14 protein-coding genes are annotated in these 16408 nt (G+C 74.0%); all 14 read right to left on the bottom strand.

Annotation, left to right across the window (positions count from 1 at the left end; genetic code table 11):
* Positions 1-47 precede the first annotated feature (47 nt).
* Complete coding sequence (gene infB / locus AC0VX2_RS03400; RefSeq protein WP_138976789.1) at positions 48-2849, bottom strand: translation initiation factor IF-2; 2802 nt, start codon at positions 2847-2849, stop codon at positions 48-50.
* 191 nt (positions 2850-3040) lie between these two features.
* The gene (locus tag AC0VX2_RS03395; RefSeq protein WP_223247521.1) at positions 3041-3340 is read right to left on the bottom strand and encodes a YlxR family protein; all 300 of its coding nucleotides are present in this window, start codon (positions 3338-3340) and stop codon (positions 3041-3043) included.
* 84 nt (positions 3341-3424) lie between these two features.
* A complete protein-coding gene (gene nusA / locus AC0VX2_RS03390; protein ID WP_036314069.1) occupies positions 3425-4411 on the bottom strand; it encodes a transcription termination factor NusA in 987 nt (328 codons plus the stop codon).
* A gap of 1 nt (position 4412) precedes the next feature.
* Positions 4413-5000, bottom strand: coding sequence for a ribosome maturation factor RimP (locus AC0VX2_RS03385; RefSeq protein ID WP_036314068.1), 588 nt, complete (start codon positions 4998-5000; stop codon positions 4413-4415).
* 130 nt (positions 5001-5130) lie between these two features.
* Complete coding sequence (locus tag AC0VX2_RS03380; protein WP_180971860.1) at positions 5131-5880, bottom strand: sulfite exporter TauE/SafE family protein; 750 nt, start codon at positions 5878-5880, stop codon at positions 5131-5133.
* 43 nt (positions 5881-5923) lie between these two features.
* A complete protein-coding gene (locus tag AC0VX2_RS03375; RefSeq protein WP_102708373.1) occupies positions 5924-7750 on the bottom strand; it encodes a proline--tRNA ligase in 1827 nt (608 codons plus the stop codon).
* 121 nt (positions 7751-7871) lie between these two features.
* Complete coding sequence (locus tag AC0VX2_RS03370) at positions 7872-8804, bottom strand: GNAT family N-acetyltransferase (protein WP_102708382.1); 933 nt, start codon at positions 8802-8804, stop codon at positions 7872-7874.
* The gene (gene ispG / locus AC0VX2_RS03365; RefSeq protein WP_061866731.1) at positions 8779-9963 is read right to left on the bottom strand and encodes a flavodoxin-dependent (E)-4-hydroxy-3-methylbut-2-enyl-diphosphate synthase; all 1185 of its coding nucleotides are present in this window, start codon (positions 9961-9963) and stop codon (positions 8779-8781) included. The genes AC0VX2_RS03370 and ispG overlap by 26 nt, the downstream gene beginning before the upstream one ends.
* Before the next feature lie 105 nt (positions 9964-10068).
* Entirely contained in the window at positions 10069-11436 is a 1368-nt protein-coding gene (locus AC0VX2_RS03360; RefSeq protein WP_073116932.1) for a M50 family metallopeptidase, read from the bottom strand.
* Complete coding sequence (gene dxr / locus AC0VX2_RS03355) at positions 11433-12668, bottom strand: 1-deoxy-D-xylulose-5-phosphate reductoisomerase (RefSeq protein WP_180971861.1); 1236 nt, start codon at positions 12666-12668, stop codon at positions 11433-11435. The genes AC0VX2_RS03360 and dxr overlap by 4 nt, the downstream gene beginning before the upstream one ends.
* A gap of 139 nt (positions 12669-12807) precedes the next feature.
* Positions 12808-14430: a solute symporter family protein gene (locus tag AC0VX2_RS03350; RefSeq protein WP_036382593.1), complete on the bottom strand. Its 1623-nt coding sequence runs from the start codon at positions 14428-14430 to the stop codon at positions 12808-12810.
* Entirely contained in the window at positions 14427-14801 is a 375-nt protein-coding gene (locus tag AC0VX2_RS03345; RefSeq protein WP_041104222.1) for a DUF485 domain-containing protein, read from the bottom strand. Before AC0VX2_RS03345 ends, AC0VX2_RS03350 begins: the two co-directional genes overlap by 4 nt.
* Positions 14802-15001: 200 nt before the next feature.
* A complete protein-coding gene (locus tag AC0VX2_RS03340) occupies positions 15002-15880 on the bottom strand; it encodes an HpcH/HpaI aldolase/citrate lyase family protein (protein ID WP_102708375.1) in 879 nt (292 codons plus the stop codon).
* The gene (locus AC0VX2_RS03335; RefSeq protein WP_041104218.1) at positions 15877-16407 is read right to left on the bottom strand and encodes a MaoC family dehydratase; all 531 of its coding nucleotides are present in this window, start codon (positions 16405-16407) and stop codon (positions 15877-15879) included. The genes AC0VX2_RS03340 and AC0VX2_RS03335 overlap by 4 nt, the downstream gene beginning before the upstream one ends.
* Between the last annotated feature and the right edge of the window lies 1 nt (position 16408).

Here is a 16408-nt window from a genome sequence, read left to right as displayed (position 1 = left end):
GGTGGGACGCGGAAGGCGGGGGCCCGTGCGGGCCCCCGCCCCGGCCGTCAGACGCGCGGCTTCTCCTGCATCTCGAAGGTCTCGATCACGTCGCCCTCCTTGATGTCGTTGAAGCTGCCCAGGCCGATGCCGCACTCGTAGCCCTCGCGGACCTCCGTGGCGTCGTCTTTGAAGCGGCGCAGCGACTCGATCTTGAGGTGATCGGAGACCACCACGCCGTCGCGCACCAGGCGGGCCTGGGCGTTGCGGCGGATGAGGCCCGAGCGCACGAGCGAACCGGCGATGTTGCCCCACTTGGAGGAGCGGAACACCTCGCGGACCTCGGCCGAGCCGAGCTCGACCTCCTCGTACTCCGGCTTCAGCATGCCCTTGAGCGCGTTCTCGATGTCGTCGATCGCGTCGTAGATCACGCTGTAGAAGCGCATGTCCACGCCCTCGCGGTCGGCCAGGTCGGCGACCCGCTCGGCGGGGCGCACGTTGAAGCCGATGATGATGGCGTTGTCCACGGTCGCCAGGTTCACGTCATTCTGCGTGATGGCGCCGACGCCGCGGTGGATGACGCGCAGCTGCACCTCGTCCTCGCCGACCTCGATCTTGAGCAGCGAGTCCTCGAGCGCCTCGACGGCACCGGACGCGTCGCCCTTGATGATGAGGTTGAGCGTGTCCAGCTTGCCCTCGGCCACGGCCTGGTCGAAGTCCTCCAGGGTGATGCGCTTGCGGCGCTTGGCCAGCTGGGCGTTGCGGTCCGCGGCCTCGCGCTTCTCCGCGATCTGGCGGGCGGTGCGCTCGTCGTCGGTGACGAGGAACGAGTCGCCGGCACGCGGCACCGTGGACAGGCCGAGCACCTGGACGGGACGCGACGGATCGGCCGCCTCCACGGCGTTGCCGTTCTCGTCGAACATGGCGCGCACACGGCCGTGGGCGGAGCCCACCACCATGGTGTCGCCCACGCGCAGCGTGCCGGTCTGCACCAGCACGGTGACGACGGCGCCGCGGCCCTTGTCGAGGTTGGCCTCGATGGCCACGCCGCGGGCGGCCTTGTGCGGGTTCGCCGTGAGCTCGAGGGCGGCGTCCGCGGTGAGCAGGATCGCCTCGAGCAGCTGGTCGATGTTGATGTTGTTGCGCGCGGAGACGTCCACGAACATCGTGTCGCCGCCGTACTCCTCGGGCACGAGGCCGTACTCGGTGAGCTGACCGCGGATCTTGTCCGGGGCGGCGGTGTCCTTGTCGATCTTGTTGACCGCCACCACGATCGGCACGCCGGCCGACTGGGCGTGGTTGAGCGCCTCGACGGTCTGCGGCATGACGCCGTCGTCGGCCGCCACCACCAGCACGGCGATGTCGGTGACCTTCGCACCGCGGGCACGCATGGCGGTGAACGCCTCGTGACCCGGGGTGTCGATGAAGGTGAGGCGACGCTGCTCGCCCTCGTGCTCCACGGGCACCTGGTAGGCGCCGATGTGCTGCGTGATGCCGCCGGCCTCGCCCTCGATGACGTTCGAGGAGCGGATGGCGTCCAGCAGACGCGTCTTGCCGTGGTCCACGTGGCCCATGACGGTGACGACCGCGGGGCGCGGCTCGAGGTCGGCCTCGTCCTCGTTGGCCGCCTCGGCCTCGAGGTCGATGTCGAAGGCCTCCAGCAGCTCCTTGTCCTCGTCCTCCGGGGACACGATCTGGACCTTGTAGCCCAGCTCGTCGCCGAGCAGCTGGAAGGTCTCCTCGTCGAGGGACTGGTTGGCCGAGGCCATCTCGCCGAGGGTGAAGAGCACCTTCACCAGGTCGGCGACGTCGGCGCGGATCTTCTCGGCGAAGTCGGCCAGGGACGCGCCGCGGCGCAGGCGCAGAACGGTGGTGCCGTCACCCTTGGGGACCTTGACGCCGCCGATCTCACGCGTGTGCTGCTGCTCGAACTCCTGGCGCTTCGCGCGCTTCGACTTGCGTCCCTTGCGCGGGCCGCCGCCGCGCCCGAAGGCGCCCTGGGCGTTGCCGCGACCGCCACGGCCGCCCGGGCCGCCGGGACGACCCGGGCCGCCACCGGGGCCGCCGCCCGGACGGCCACGGCCGCGGGCCGGCTGCGGGGCCGGGGTGATCTGCTTGGGCATCATGCCCGGGTTCGGACGCGGCCCACCGGGGCGGGGACCGCCGGCGCCCGCGGCCGGGCGCGGACCGCCCGGACGGGGACCGCCGGCACCGGCCGGCGGACGGGGGCCGCCCGGACGAGGCGCGCGGTCCTCACGACCGGAGCGCATGCCCTGCGAGGGGGCGAACGGGTTGTTGCCCGGACGCGGAGCACCGCCACGGCCGCCCGGGCGGGCGCCCGGGCGAGGCCCGGCGGAGCCGCCCTTGGGGCTGAACGGGTTGTTGCCGGGACGCGGGGCGCCCGGCTTGGGCGCGGAGGCACCCGGCTTGGGCGCGGCGGCGCCCGGCTTCGGCGCGGCCGACCCCGGCGTGGCCGGCGGCTGCGGGGCCTTCGGCTCGGCCGGGGCGGCCGGCGTCGGTGCGGCGGGGCCGGGGGTCGGGGCGGCGCCCGGCTTGGGCGCGGCGGTGCGGCCCGCGGCGGGACCGGGCGCCGGGGCGCCGACATTCGACGTGGGGGCCGCGGCGCGCGGCGACGGGGCGGCCGCCGGCTTCGGCGCGGCGGAACGGCCCGGGGCGGCGGGCGTGGAACCGGGCTTGGCGGCGGACTTGCCGGCACCCGGGTAGGCGTTGCGCAGCTTCTTGACCACCGGGGGCTCGATGGTGGACGAAGCCGAGCTGACGAACTCGCCGAGGTCCTTGAGCGTGCTCAAGGCCTCCTTCGAGGTGATGCCGAGCTCCTTGGCGAGCTCATGGACGCGGACCTTGGCCACGGTTCTCCTGTTCTGGCCCCACGGGCCGGAACGGAGCCGCTCGGGCTGTCCGTCTCAGCGCGTCCTGGGACCGTTGACGTTGCTCCAGGCCGTCGCGCGCGCCACCAGGGCACGCGCACCACGGCCTGCCTGATAGCAGGGGGTGAAGTTCATCGCTGGGCACTCATGCTTCAGTGCTCATCGGGTACGCATCAGATCTCTGACCCGCCTTCATCTGTCGGTCTGTCAGCCGGTGCCTCCGCGGTGCGGCCCAGCGCGTCGGCGTCGACGGCGGACCGGAAGGCCCGCCCGAACGCGCGGCGGCGCAGGGCGAGGAGGAGGCAGTCCTCGCCGGGATGCAGCCACGCACCCCGGCCGGGACGGCGTCGTTCCGGGTCCCAGACGACGGATGGGGGTTCCGTCGAGGAGTCCAGGGCGACGCGCACCAGCTCTTGCTGGTCCGCCCTCGATCGGCATCCGATGCAGGTGCGCACGACCGTCCGAGACGTCATGCGTTCACCCCTCACGGGCGTCGGATCGAGAAAGGACCTCATCCATCCTAGCGCGTCCGGGCCCGGATCTGTTCCCGGGGACGGTCAGCGGCCCGGGGCGGAGGTGGTGACCCCGTCGCCGACGATGTCGATCCGCCAGCCCGTGAGCTTGGCCGCGAGGCGGGCGTTCTGGCCCTCCTTGCCGATGGCCAGGGACAGCTGGTACTCCGGCACCACGGCGCGGGCCGAGTGCTGGTCCGCGTCGAGGATCTCCACCGAGACGGTCGTGGCGGGCGAGAGGGCGTTGGCGATCATCGCGGCGGGGTCGTCCACGTGGTCGACGATGTCGATCTTCTCGTCGTTGAGCTCCGTCATGACGGCGCGCACGCGGCTGCCCATCTCCCCGATGGAGGCGCCCTTGGCGTTCACCCCGGGGCGGGTGGCGCGCACGGCCATCTTGGTGCGGTGGCCGGCCTCGCGGGCCAGCGCCGTGATCTCGACCGAGCCGTCCGCGATCTCTGGGACCTCGAGCTCGAAGAGCTTGCGCACGAGGCCGGGGTGCGAGCGGGACACCGTGACGGACGGGCCCTTGGCGCCGCGCGTCGCGGAGACCACGTAGGCGCGGATCCGGCGGCCGTGGGCGTAGTCCTCGCCGGGCACCTGCTCGGGCGGCGGGAGGACGGCCTCGAGGGTGCCGAGGTTCACCTGGACCATGTGGCGGTTCAGGCCCTGCTGGATGACGCCGGAGACGAGCTCGCCCTCCTTGTCCTTGAACTCGCCGAGGACCTTGTCGTCGTCCTCCTCGCGCATGCGCTGGATCATCACCTGGCGCGCCGTGGAGGCGGCCACCCGGCCGAAGCCGTTCGGGGTGTCGTCGAACTCGCCGATGGGCGTGTCGTCCTCGTCCAGCTCCGTGGCCCACACGGTGACGTGGCCGGTCGCGCGGTCGATCTCCACGCGGGCGCGCTTCAGGGCCCCCGGGGTGCGGTGGTACGCCATGAGCAGGGCCTGCTCGATGGTGGGGATGAGGCGGTCCATCGGGATCTCCCGCTCCGCCTCCAGCATGCGCAGCGCGCTCATGTCGATGTCCAACTCATGCCTCCGTGTGCTCGGCCGTGTCCTCGCCCGCGGCGGCGTCGGCGTCGCCGGCCTGCTGAGCGGGGCTCCACTCTACCTGCACGATCGCCGGACCGAGGCGGTCGAGGGCGACCCGCTCGGCGGGCAGCTCCTTGGCCTTCATGCCCTTCTTCGCGGGCGGGCGCACCACGGCCAGCTCGACGTCGTCGTCCGTCACGTCCTTCAGGCGGGCGGTCACGGGCGCGGCGCCGTCGACCGAGACCTCGACGAGACGGCCGACGTTGCGGGCGAAGTGGCGGGGCTCGGTGAGCGGGCGGTCCACGCCCGCGGTGGTGACCTCCAGCAGGTACTCCCCCGCACCGACGCCGGGCACGTGGTCGCCCAGGGCGTCGAGGGCGGCGGAGACCCGGCCGGAGAGGCGGGCGACGTCGTCCAGGCTCAGGCCCTGGGTGCCCGAGGCGCGGTCGAGGACCACCTCGACGGTGCGGTGCTCGGCGGTGCCCGTGGCGCGCACCTGCTCCACCACCACGTCGTCGGCCGCCAGGGCCTCCTCGACGCGGGTGCGCAGCTCGGCGAGGTCGTCGCGGCGGTCGGTGCTGTCCATGGGGTGCCTCACTCGTCGGGTCGGGGCCGCCGCGCCACGCGGGCGGGGGCCGGGGTCGGGATCCGGGGCCGAGCCTACCGGCGGCCCACGGCGGGGCCGAGTGCTCCCGACCGGGTCGGACGGGGCGGGCTCAGCGCAGCAGCGGGGCGAGGGTGTCCGCGCCGACCTTGACGATGAGCGCGGCCACCACCATGAGGTACACCACGCGGATGAAGCCGGTGCCGCGGGCGATCGCCATGCGGGCCCCCACGTAGCCGCCCACGAGGTTGGCCGCGCCGAGCAGCAGCCCCAGGCCCAGCACCGCGTGCCCCGAGGGCACGAAGTACGAGAGCGCGCCGAGGTTGGTCGCGAGGTTGACCACCTTCGCCTGTGCCGAGGCGTGCAGGAAGTCGAACTTGAGCAGCAGCACCAGCCCCAGGATGAGGAACGTGCCCGTGCCGGGGCCGAGGACGCCGTCGTAGAAGCCCACCGCCGCGCCGAGCGCCACGGCCCGGGCCAGCGCGGTGCTCCGCCGCGGTCCCACGCCGGCGACCTGTCCGAGGCCCGGGCGCACGGCCGTGAACACGGCGACGGCGATCAGCGCCACCAGGATCACGGGCCGGATCACGCCGGCCGGCAGATGCGCGGCGACCACGGCCCCGCCCAGGGCCGCCGCGAAGGCGACGGCGGCCATCGGCAGTGCGGTGGACAGGTCCTGCCGCAGGCGCCGCCGGTAGGTGAGCGCCGACGTCGCCGTGCCGAACACCGAGCCGAGCTTGTTGGTGGCCAACGCCTGGATCGGGCTCAGCCCGGGCACGAGCAGCAGGGCCGGCAGCTGCAGGAGCCCGCCCCCGCCCACGACGGCGTCGATCCAGCCCGCCGCGAAGCCCGCGGCGAGCACGAGGACGAGCAGTCCGGCGGTCAGCTCGACGGCGCCGAACCACTCAGCGCCCGTGGCGCACCTCCGCGAGCACCGCCGCGACGGCCCCGTCCACGGGCACGGGGCGCGCCTCACCGGTGGCCCGGTCCTTGAGCTCGAGCTCACCGTCGGCCAGGCCGCGGCCGATCACCACGGTGGTGGGCACGCCGATGAGCTCGGCGTCCTTGAACTTCACGCCGGGGCTGACCTTCGGACGGTCGTCCACGAGCACGGTCAGGCCCTCGGCCTCGAGGCCCGCGGCGAGGGTCTCGGCGGCGGCGAGGCCGTCCTCGCCCTTCGTGGCGACGACGACGTGCACGTCCGCCGGGGCCACCGCGCGCGGCCACGCCAGGCCCTTGTCGTCGTGGTAGCGCTCGGCGATCGCGGCGACGGCGCGCGTGATGCCGATGCCGTAGGAGCCCATGGTCACCACGACCTGCTTGCCGTGGACGTCGAGGACCTTCAGGTCGAGGGCCTCGGCGTACTTGCGGCCGAGCTGGAAGATGTGGCCCATCTCCATGCCGCGGCGGGTGTGCAGCGGGCCGGAGCCGTCGGGGGCCTGGTCGCCCTCGCGCACCGCGGTGGCCTCGAGCACGCCGTCCCACATGAAGTCGCGGCCGGCCACGAGGCCGAACACGTGGCGCTGGTCCGCGTTCGCGCCGGTGATCCACGCGGTGCCGGGGGCGATGCGCGGGTCCACGAAGAAGGGCAGGCCCGAGACGGAGCCCTCCGCGCCGAGCACCGGGGTGCCCTCGACCGCATCGGCCGCCGCGGGGCCGATGTAGCCCTTGACCAGGGCGGGGTGCGCGGCCAGGTCCGCGGCGGTCGCGGCCTCGAGCGTGGGCTCGCCGACCACGCCGAGCGCCGGGCCCACGGAGGCCTCGAGACGCTTGAGGTCCACCTCACGGTCGCCGGGCACGCCCACGACGAACGGGCGACGCTCACCGCCGTCCACCACCGCGGTGACCACGACGCACTTGAGCGTGTCCGCGGCGGTCCACGGCTCGCCGTCGCGCGGGGCCAGCCGGTTGGCGACGTCCACGAGCGCGGCGATGGTGGTGGAGACCGGGGTGTCCTTGACCTCGGCGGCGGGCAGGGCCGCCATGGCCGCCTCGTCCAGCGGGGCGGGGGCCACTGTGGTGACGGCCTCGACGTTGGCGCGGTAGCCGCCGTCGGACTCGACGAAGGTGTCCTCGCCCACCTCGGTGGGGTGCAGGAACTCCTCGGAGCGGGAGCCGCCCATCGCACCGGAGGTGGCCCGCACCGGCACGACCTCGAGGCCGAGACGGTCGAAGATCCGCAGGTAGGCGGCCCGATGGGCCTCGTACGCGGCGTCCAGGCCGGCGTCGTCCACCGTGAAGGAGTAGGAGTCCTTCATGATGAACTCGCGCCCGCGCAGCAGGCCGGCGCGCGGGCGGGCCTCGTCCCGGTACTTGGTCTGGATCTGGTACAGGTACGCGGGCAGGTCCTTGTACGAGGAGTACAGGTCCTTCACCAGGAGCGTGAACATCTCCTCGTGCGTGGGGGCCAGGAGGTAGTCGTTGCCCCGGCGGTCCTGCAGGCGGAACAGCCCGTCGCCGTACTCCTCCCAGCGGCCCGTGGCCTCGTAGGGCTCCCGCGGCAGCAGCGCCGGGAAGTGCACCTCCTGGGCGCCGATCGCGTCCATCTCCTCGCGCACGATCCGCTCCACCTTGGCCAGCACCTTCAGGCCCAGCGGCAGCCACGAGTAGATGCCCGGGGCCGCGCGACGGATGTAGCCGGCACGGACGAGGAGCCTGTGGCTCGCCACCTCGGCCTCCGCCGGGTCGTCGCGCAGGGTGCGCAGGAACAGGGTGGACATGCGCAGGGGCATGACGGGGCCTCCTCGGACGGGCTCGCGCGGTCGGGGGCGGCGCGCGGGACGGGACGACGCCGGCACGGGGGTGCCCGGCGTCCTGACCGCCGATCCTATCGCCCGCGCAGGGTCCGCCGGGTCAGTACAGGACGGTCGCGAACGTGCCGCGCCGCTCGAACCCCACGCGTTCATAGGTGCGCAGCGCGGGGGTGTTGTACGCATTGACGTAGAGGCTCACCACGGGCGCCTGGAGGCGCACGTAGCCCACGACGGCGGCCATCGCCGACGCCGCCAGCCCTCGGCCCCGCGCGGCGGGGGCCATCCACACGCCCTGGATCTGGGCGCACCGGGAGGAGAGCAGCCCGATGTCCGCCTTGAAGCGCAGCGGGCCGCCCGCGTCGCGCGGGCCCGGGTCGATGAAGACGCGCCCGGCCTGGATCAGCCGCTCGACGCGGTCCCGGTACTGGGCCGCGCCGCCGGCGAACGGGGAGAAGCCGAGCTCCTCCTCGAACATCGCCGCGCTGGCCGGCAGGACGCGCGCGAAGTCGCGTGGCTGCGCCTGCACCACGGACGGGTTCGGGTCGATCCCCCCGGCCGTGCCCAGCACGAGCAGCGGCTGGTCGGGGCGCACGGACCGGGACCGGTGGCCCGCGGCGGCGAGGGCCTGACCGGCGGCCAGCACGGGACCGGCCGGGCCGTAGATCGACCCGTACCGGCGGCGCAGCGCGGCGGCCGCCGCGCCGAGCGCCTCCGCGTCGCCCGGCGCCCATCCCGCGTCCGGGGCCTCGGACGCGGCGACCGGCACCACGTTCGAGCCGATCCAGACGGCCGCGCGCAGCCTCCCGGCGCCCGGGGCGTCGTCGTCGATCCCGAGGAACAGGGTGCCCGCCGCTCCCCCGCGCGGGCCGGCCAGGCGGCCCGCCTCCAGCAGGGAGTCCACGAACACGTTGGACACGGGGGCGCGGGCGGACAGGGCCGCGAGCGCGGCAGTGTCCGCGTCGGTCAGCAGGCGGACGCGGTCTCCCGTGGCGGCCCGGACCTCCCGGTCAGTGGACGGAGACCACCGGGGCACCGGCGGCAGCCTGGTCACCGCCGTCCTCCCCCAGGTCCATCTCACCGGCGATCCGGTTGGCCTCCTCGATGAGGGTCTCCACGATCTGATCCTCGGGCACGGTGCGGATGACCTCGCCCTTGACGAAGATCTGGCCCTTGCCGTTGCCGGAGGCGACGCCGAGGTCGGCCTCGCGGGCCTCGCCCGGCCCGTTGACGACGCAGCCCATGACGGCCACCCGCAGCGGGACCTCGAGGTCCTGGAGGCCCTCGGTGACCTGCTCGGCCAGCGTGTACACGTCCACCTGGGCGCGGCCGCACGAGGGGCAGGAGACGATCTCGAGCTTGCGCTCACGCAGATTCAGGGACTGCAGGATCTGCAGGCCCACCTTGACCTCCTCGACCGGCGGCGCGGAGAGGGAGACGCGGATGGTGTCACCGATGCCCTGGCCGAGCAGGTAGCCGAAGGCGGTGGCGGACTTGATGGTGCCCTGGAAGGCCGGGCCGGCCTCGGTGACGCCGAGGTGCAGCGGCCAGTCACCCTGCTCGGCGAGCAGCTCGTAGGCGCGGGCCATGATCACCGGGTCGTTGTGCTTGACGGAGATCTTGAAGTCCTTGAAGCCGTGCTCCTCGAAGAGGGAGGCCTCCCAGACGGCGGACTCGACGAGGGCCTCCGGGGTGGCCTTGCCGTACTTCTGCAGCAGGCGCGGGTCCAGGGAGCCGGCGTTGACGCCGATGCGGAGGGAGGTGCCGTGGTCCGAGGCGGCCTGCGCGATCTCCTTGACCTTGTCGTCGAACTTCTTGATGTTGCCCGGGTTCACGCGCACGGCGCCGCAGCCGGCCTCGATCGCCGCGAACACGTACTTCGGCTGGAAGTGGATGTCCGCGATCACGGGGATGGTGGACTGCTGGGCGATGACCTTGAGGGCCTCGGCGTCCTTGTCCGTGGGGCAGGCCACGCGGACGATGTCGCAGCCGGCGGCCGTGAGCTCGGCGATCTGCTGCAGGGTCGCGCCGATGTCGTGCGTCTTGGTGGTGGTCATCGACTGCACCGAGACGGGGTGCTGCGAGCCGACGCCCACCGAGCCCACCTGGATCTGCCGGGTGGTGCGGCGCGGGGCCAGCACGGGCGGCGGGGCGGACGGCATTCCAAGGCTGACGGGCACGGGGGCGCTCCTCATGGGTTCTCGGGGTCGACGGCGCGGGGCCGCCGGGTTCTCCGGTCCATCCTAGGCGCGCGGGCGCCCCGGGGCGCGGGGCGACCGCCCACGGCGAACGGCCCGGACTCAGAACAGCCGGACGGGCTCCACGATGTCCGCCACGATCAGGATGACGCCCATGAGGAGCATCGCCGCGCCCACCGCGTAGGTCAGCGGCAGCATGCGGGCCAGGTCGAACGGCCCCGGGTCGGGGCGACCCGTGATCCGGGCCCAGCCGCGGCGCACCGCCTCCCACAGGGCGCCGGCCACGTGGCCGCCGTCGAGCGGGAGCAGCGGGATGAGGTTGAACACCATGAGCGCCACGTTCACGCCCGCCAGCAGGGACAGCAGCAGGGCGGCCTTGTCCGTCAGCGTGGCCTGCTCGAGCGCCGCCGCCTCCCCGGCGATCCGGCCGACCCCCACCACGGACATCGGTCCGTCCGGGTCGCGCTCGGCCGGGGTCACCACGGCGACGGCGGTGTCCCACAGCCGCTGCGGCAGCACGAGGACGACGTCGACGACGCCCCGCACCTGCTGGGCGACGAGCGGGCCGGCGTCGAGCGGGGTGCCGCGAACCGTCTCGAGCTGCGCGCCCATGCCGATGAACCCGACCTCGTGGGTCGCGACGGTCCCGTCCGGGGCCCGCTCGGGCCGCCCCAGCGCGTCCGTCACGGGCCGTTCCGTCAGGCGCGGGGTCAGGGTGGCGCTCATCCGCTCGCCGTCGCGCTCCCATTCGATCCGGGTGGGCTGTCCGGCGCGGTCCCGGATCGCGGCGGAGAGGGCGTCCCAGTCGGAGACCGGCCGCCCGTCGAAGGCGAGCACGGTGTCCCCGGGGCGCAGTCCCGCCTCGTGGGCGGGCCCGGCGGGATCGCCCGGGCGGCAGTCCTCGGTCCCGCCCGAGGCGGCGCGAGCCTGCTGCTCCTGCGTCGTGACCACGCACCGGTAGACCTCGGCGACGGTGGTGCTCGGCTGCGAGGTGCCCACCGTCGTGACCAGCAGGGCGGTGACGCCCAGCGCGATGAGCAGGTTCATGAACGGCCCGCCGAGCATGATCACCACGCGCTTCCACACCGGCAGGGCGAGGAAGCGGCGGTGCTCGTCGCCGGGGCGGACCTCTTCGGCGGCCTGGGCTCGCGCGTCGTCGGCCATGCGGCCCAGCTGCTGGACGAAGCCCGTGGACGCCGTGCGGGGCGTCTGCCCGGGCCGCGGCGGGGGCAGCATCCCGATCATCGCGACGTAGCCGCCCAGCGGGACGGCCTTGAACCCGTACTCCGTCTCGCCGCGGCGCCACGAGACGAGCGTCGGGCCGAAGCCGATCATGTACTGCGTGACGCGCACGCCGAAGAGCTTGGCCGGGACGAGGTGGCCGACCTCGTGCAGGGCGATCGAGACCGCCAAGCCCAGTGCGACCGCGAGGACGCCCGCGACGTACCAGAGGATCTCCACGACGGTCACCAGCGGGCCCGCGCCGCACGGCGCGCCCAGGCCTCGGCGGCGAGCACGGCGTCCACGGTGAGCGCGGCGGGCGCGGGGTCGTGGCCGGCCGCGGCGAGCACGTGCTCGGGGGCGTAGTCGGCGACGACGGCGCGGACCGTGTCCACGATCCCGTCGAAGGGCAGGGCGCCGGCGTGGAAGGCGTCCACCGCCTCCTCGTTGGCGGCGTTGAACACGGCCATGTGGGTGGGCGAGGCGGCCGCCGCCTCCTTCGCGGCCCGCACGGCGGGGAAGGCCTCCTCGTCGAGGGGCTCGAAGGTCCAGGTGGCCGCCCGCGTCCAGTCGCAGGCCGGGGCCGCGCCCGGGACCCGGCGCGGCCAGCACAGCCCCAGGGCGATGGGCAGACGCATGTCCGGCGGGGAGGCCTGGGCGAGCGTGGACCCGTCGACGAACTCGACCATCGAATGGACCACGGACTGCGGGTGGACCACGACGTCGATCCGGTCCAGGGGCACGTCGAACAGCAGGTGGGCCTCGATCACCTCGAGGGCCTTGTTCACGAGGGAGGCGGAGTTGGTGGTGACGACGCGGCCCATGTCCCACGTGGGGTGGGCGAGGGCCTGGGCGGGCGTGACGGCGTGCAGGGCGGCGCGGTCCAGGCCGCGGAACGGCCCGCCCGAGGCCGTGAGCACGAGGCGGCGGACCTCGTTCGCCGTCCCGCCGCGCAGCGCCTGCGCGAGCGCGGAGTGCTCGGAGTCCACCGGCACGAGCTGGCCCGGCGCCGCGGCCGCCTTCACGAGGGCCCCGCCGACGATGAGCGACTCCTTGTTGGCCAGGGCCAGGCGGTGGCCGGCGTGCAGCGCGGCGAGGGTGGGCCGCAGGCCGATCGAGCCCGTGATCCCGTTGAGCACGGTGTCGGCGCCGGGCCACGCCGCGATCTGCTCGGCGGCGCGTGGCCCGGTGAACAGCACGGGTCGGGGGGCCGGGCGCCCGAGGCGGGCGGCGGCGTCGGCGAGGGCGGCGCGCAGCTCCTCCTCCCCCGCCGCGGCGGAGCCCACCGCCTCGACCGCGAAGCGCACGGCCTGCTCGGCCAGCAGGGTCGTGTTCGCCCCGCCCGCGAGCGCGACGGCCCGGAGCCGGGCGGGGTCGTGGGCGATCACGTCGAGGCCCTGGGTGCCGATCGAGCCCGTGGAGCCGATCAGGGCGACGGCGCGCGGGGCGCCGTCGTCGTCCGCCGGGGCGGGGGCGGGCAGCGTGTAGTCGGTGAGGGATCCGTGCGTCACCCCGCCATGATGCCAGCCGGGCCTGGACACGGACGGGGGGCCGACCGGACGGACGCCGCACCGCGACGTCCCGCCCCGCCGACCCCCGTGGGACCGGGTCAGCCGCGGATCAGTGCTGCACCGGCTTCTCGGCGCCGATGCCGGTGAGGGAGCGGACCTCCATCTCGGCCTGCTTGTCGGGGTCCTCGGCGCGCGACGAGGTCACCGAGCCGAGCCAGCCGAGGAAGAAGGCCAGCGGGATGGAGACGATGCCCGGGTTCTTCAGCGGGAACACCGCGAAGTCCGCGCCCGGGATCATCGAGGTCGGCGTCCCGGACATCACCGGGGACAGGACGATCAGGATGATCGCGGAGAGCAGTCCGCCGTACATCGACCACACCGCGCCGCGGGTGGTGAAGCGCCGCCAGAACAGGGAGTAGAGGATGGTCGGCAGGTTCGCCGAGGCCGCCACCGCGAAGGCGAGCGCCACGAGGAACGCCACGTTCTGGCCCTGGGCGGCGATGCCGCCGACGATCGCCAGGACGCCGATCACCACCACGGTGATCTTGCCGATCCGCACCTCCTCCTGCGGGGTGAGCGGGTGCTTGGCGATCACGGAGCCGTACACGTCGTGGGCGAAGGACGCCGCCGCCGTGATGGCCAGGCCCGCGACCACCGCGAGGATGGTGGCGAACGCGACCGCCGAGATCAGGCCCAGCAGGATGGAGCCGCCGAGCTCGAACGCCAGCAGCGGGGCCGCGGAGTTCTGCCCGCCGGGCGCGGCCAGGATGCGCTCGGGGCCGATCAGCGCGCCGGCGCCGTAGCCCAGCACGAGGGTGAACAGGTAGAACGCGCCGATGAGGACGATGGCCCACACCACGGACTTGCGCGCCTCCTTGGCGGTGGGCACCGTGTAGAACCGCATGAGCACGTGCGGCAGGCCCGCGGTGCCGAGCACGAGCGCGATGCCCAGGGACACGAAGTCGAGGCGGGTCAGCGCGCTGGCGCCGTACTGCAGGCCCGGCTCGAGGATCGCCTCGCCCTTCGGGTTCATCTCGACGGCGGCCCCCAGCATGGCGTTGAAGTCGAAGCCGAACAGGGCCAGCGACCACACGGTCATGATCCCCGCGCCGGCGATCAGCAGGATCGCCTTGATGATCTGCACGTAGGTGGTGCCCTTCATGCCGCCGATCAGCACGTAGACGATCATCAGCACGCCCACGATCACGATCACGAGGGCCTGGCCGGCCCGGTCGTTGATGTTCAGCAGCAGGGCCACGAGGCCGCCGGCGCCGGCCATCTGGGCCAGGAGGTAGAAGAGGCAGACGGCCATGGTGCCGAAGGCGGCGGCGATGCGCACGGGCTTCTGGCGCAGCCGGAAGGAGAGCACGTCCGCCATGGTGAACTTGCCGGTGTTGCGCAGCAGCTCGGCCACGAGCAGCAGGGCGACGAGCCACGCCACGAGGAAGCCGATGGAGTAGAGGAAGCCGTCGTAGCCGTAGAGGGCGATCGCGCCCACGATGCCCAGGAACGAGGCCGCGGAGAGGTAGTCGCCCGCGATGGCCGTGCCGTTCTGGGTGCCGGAGAAGCCGCGGCCGCCGGCGTAGTAGTCGGCCGAGGACGCGTTCGTCTTGGACGCGCGGATCACGATCACGAGGGTGACCACCACGAAGGCGACGAAGATGCCGATGTTCACGGCGGGGTTGCCGACCGTCTGCGGGGCGGCCTGGAGCAGGGGGGTGAGCGCGCTCATCGCGTGGCCTCCGGGTTCTCGTGGGCGCCGGCGGCCTCGCGCTCGAGGCGCTCACGCAGCGCGGTGGCGCGGGGGTCCAGGGTCCGGTTGGAGAAACGGACGTAGGCGAAGGTGATCAGGAACGTGGTGACGAACTGGAGCAGGCCGAGGATCAGGCCGAGGGTGATGTTGCCGCCGAGGCGGATCGCCATGAACTCGGGGAAGAACGCGCCGACGATCACGAACACCAGGTACCAGACGAAGAACGCCACGGTCATGGGGAAGGCGAAGGATCGGTGGGTGCGCCGGAGCTCGATGAACTCCTCGGACTGCTGAGCGGCGCGGAACTGCGCGGCCGTGGGGACCGGCGCCGTGGGCTCGCTGGATGACATGGGCCCTCCGGGTACGTAGGACGGATCAGTGTGAGACAGATCACTGTGATGACACGCACACTCTGTCGGCCCCAGGGGTGCGTCGTCAAGCGCGCCCCTGGACCGTGCGCCCATGTGACAGCCCCGGTGCGCAGCCGTGCGGACAGGGTCGCGCCCCGACGGCACGGGGCCGCCGGGGCGTGGAGCCGCCCAGGAGCCGGTCAGGCGCTGCCCGGCCGGGGCGCGTCCGCGCGGCCCAGGAGCGCGCGAGCCTGGGCGAGGACCACCTCGTCGACCATCGCCCCGTCCAGTTCGAAGGCCCCGTGCCGCCCCTCGGCCGCGGCGAGGACGCGCCGGGCGCGCTCGACGGCCTCCGGGGCGGGCGTGTAGGCGGAGCGCACGACGGGCACCTGGCGCGGGTGCAGGCACACGGTCGCGGTGCAGCCCAGGGCGACGGCGTCCTCGGCCTCGGCGGCCAGCCCGGCCTCGTCGCCGAGGTCCAGATGGACGGCGTCCCACGCGGCCACCCCGTGCGCGGCCGCCGCCAGCAGCACCGTCGCGCGGGCGTGCTGGACCACGGAGCGGTAGGCGCCCCCGGGGGTGCGGGAGGAGCTGCCGCCCATCGACGCCACGAGGTCCTCGGCGCCCCACATCAGCGCACCCACGTGCGGGTGGGCGGCCAGTTCGGCGGCGGCGAGGATCCCGGCCGCGGTCTCGCACAGGGCGACGACGCGGGTCTGCGGTCCGAGGGCGGCGACGACCCCGTCCACCTGCGCGGCGGACTCGGCCTTGGCGAGCATGAGCGTGCGCCAGCCCGTCCCGGCGAGCATGGCCAGGTCGGCGTCGTGGTCCGCGGTGCCCGCGGGGTTCACGCGGACCACCACGCGGTCCTCGTCCAGCGGGCCGCCGTCGACCCCGCCCGTCGCCCGCCCCGCCCAGGCCGCCGCGACGGCGTTCCGCGCGGCGGGCCGGGCGTCCGGGGTGACGGCGTCCTCGAGGTCGAGGATCACCGCGTCCGCGCGCTCGAGCGCCGTGGCGTACCGCTCGGGGCGGTCCGCCGGGGTGAACATGACGGCCGGTCCGAGGGTCAGCGCGCTCATGCCCGCTCCCCCGTGCCTGCGGCGTCGGCGGCCTTCGCCTTGGCCTCCGCGTGCGCCTGCGCGGTCCACATCAGACAGGTGCGCTGGGCGCGGACGACGACGTCGCCGTGCTGGTTCTCCCCCGTCATCGCGAACGTGACGATCCGCTGCCCCGGCCGCGAGGAGGACTCGCGGATTGCGGTGACCTCGGAGCGCCCGTAGAGCGTGTCCCCGTGGAAGACCGGCTTCGGGAACGCGATCTCCCCCAGGCCGAGCTGGGCCACGAGCGTGCCCTGTGTGGTCTGCCCGACGGCGAGGCCCACCAGGGTGGACAGCGTCAGCATCGAGTTGACCAGCGGTCGGCCGAACGGCTGGTCCGCCGCGTACGCGTGGTCCAGGTGCAGGGCCTGCGGGTTCATGGTGAGGGTGGTGAACAGGACGTTGTCCGCCTCGGTGAGCGTGCGGCCGGGCCGGTGCAGGTAGACCTGACCGACCGCCAGCTCGTCCGCGTAGCGGCCCCGCTGCTCGATCTCGACGCGCTCCGTCACG

Source organism: Micrococcus sp. iso_239 (genome assembly GCF_056173395.1).
Note: the sequence above shows the minus strand (reverse complement) of the source record. Positions and strands in the feature narration are given on the sequence as shown.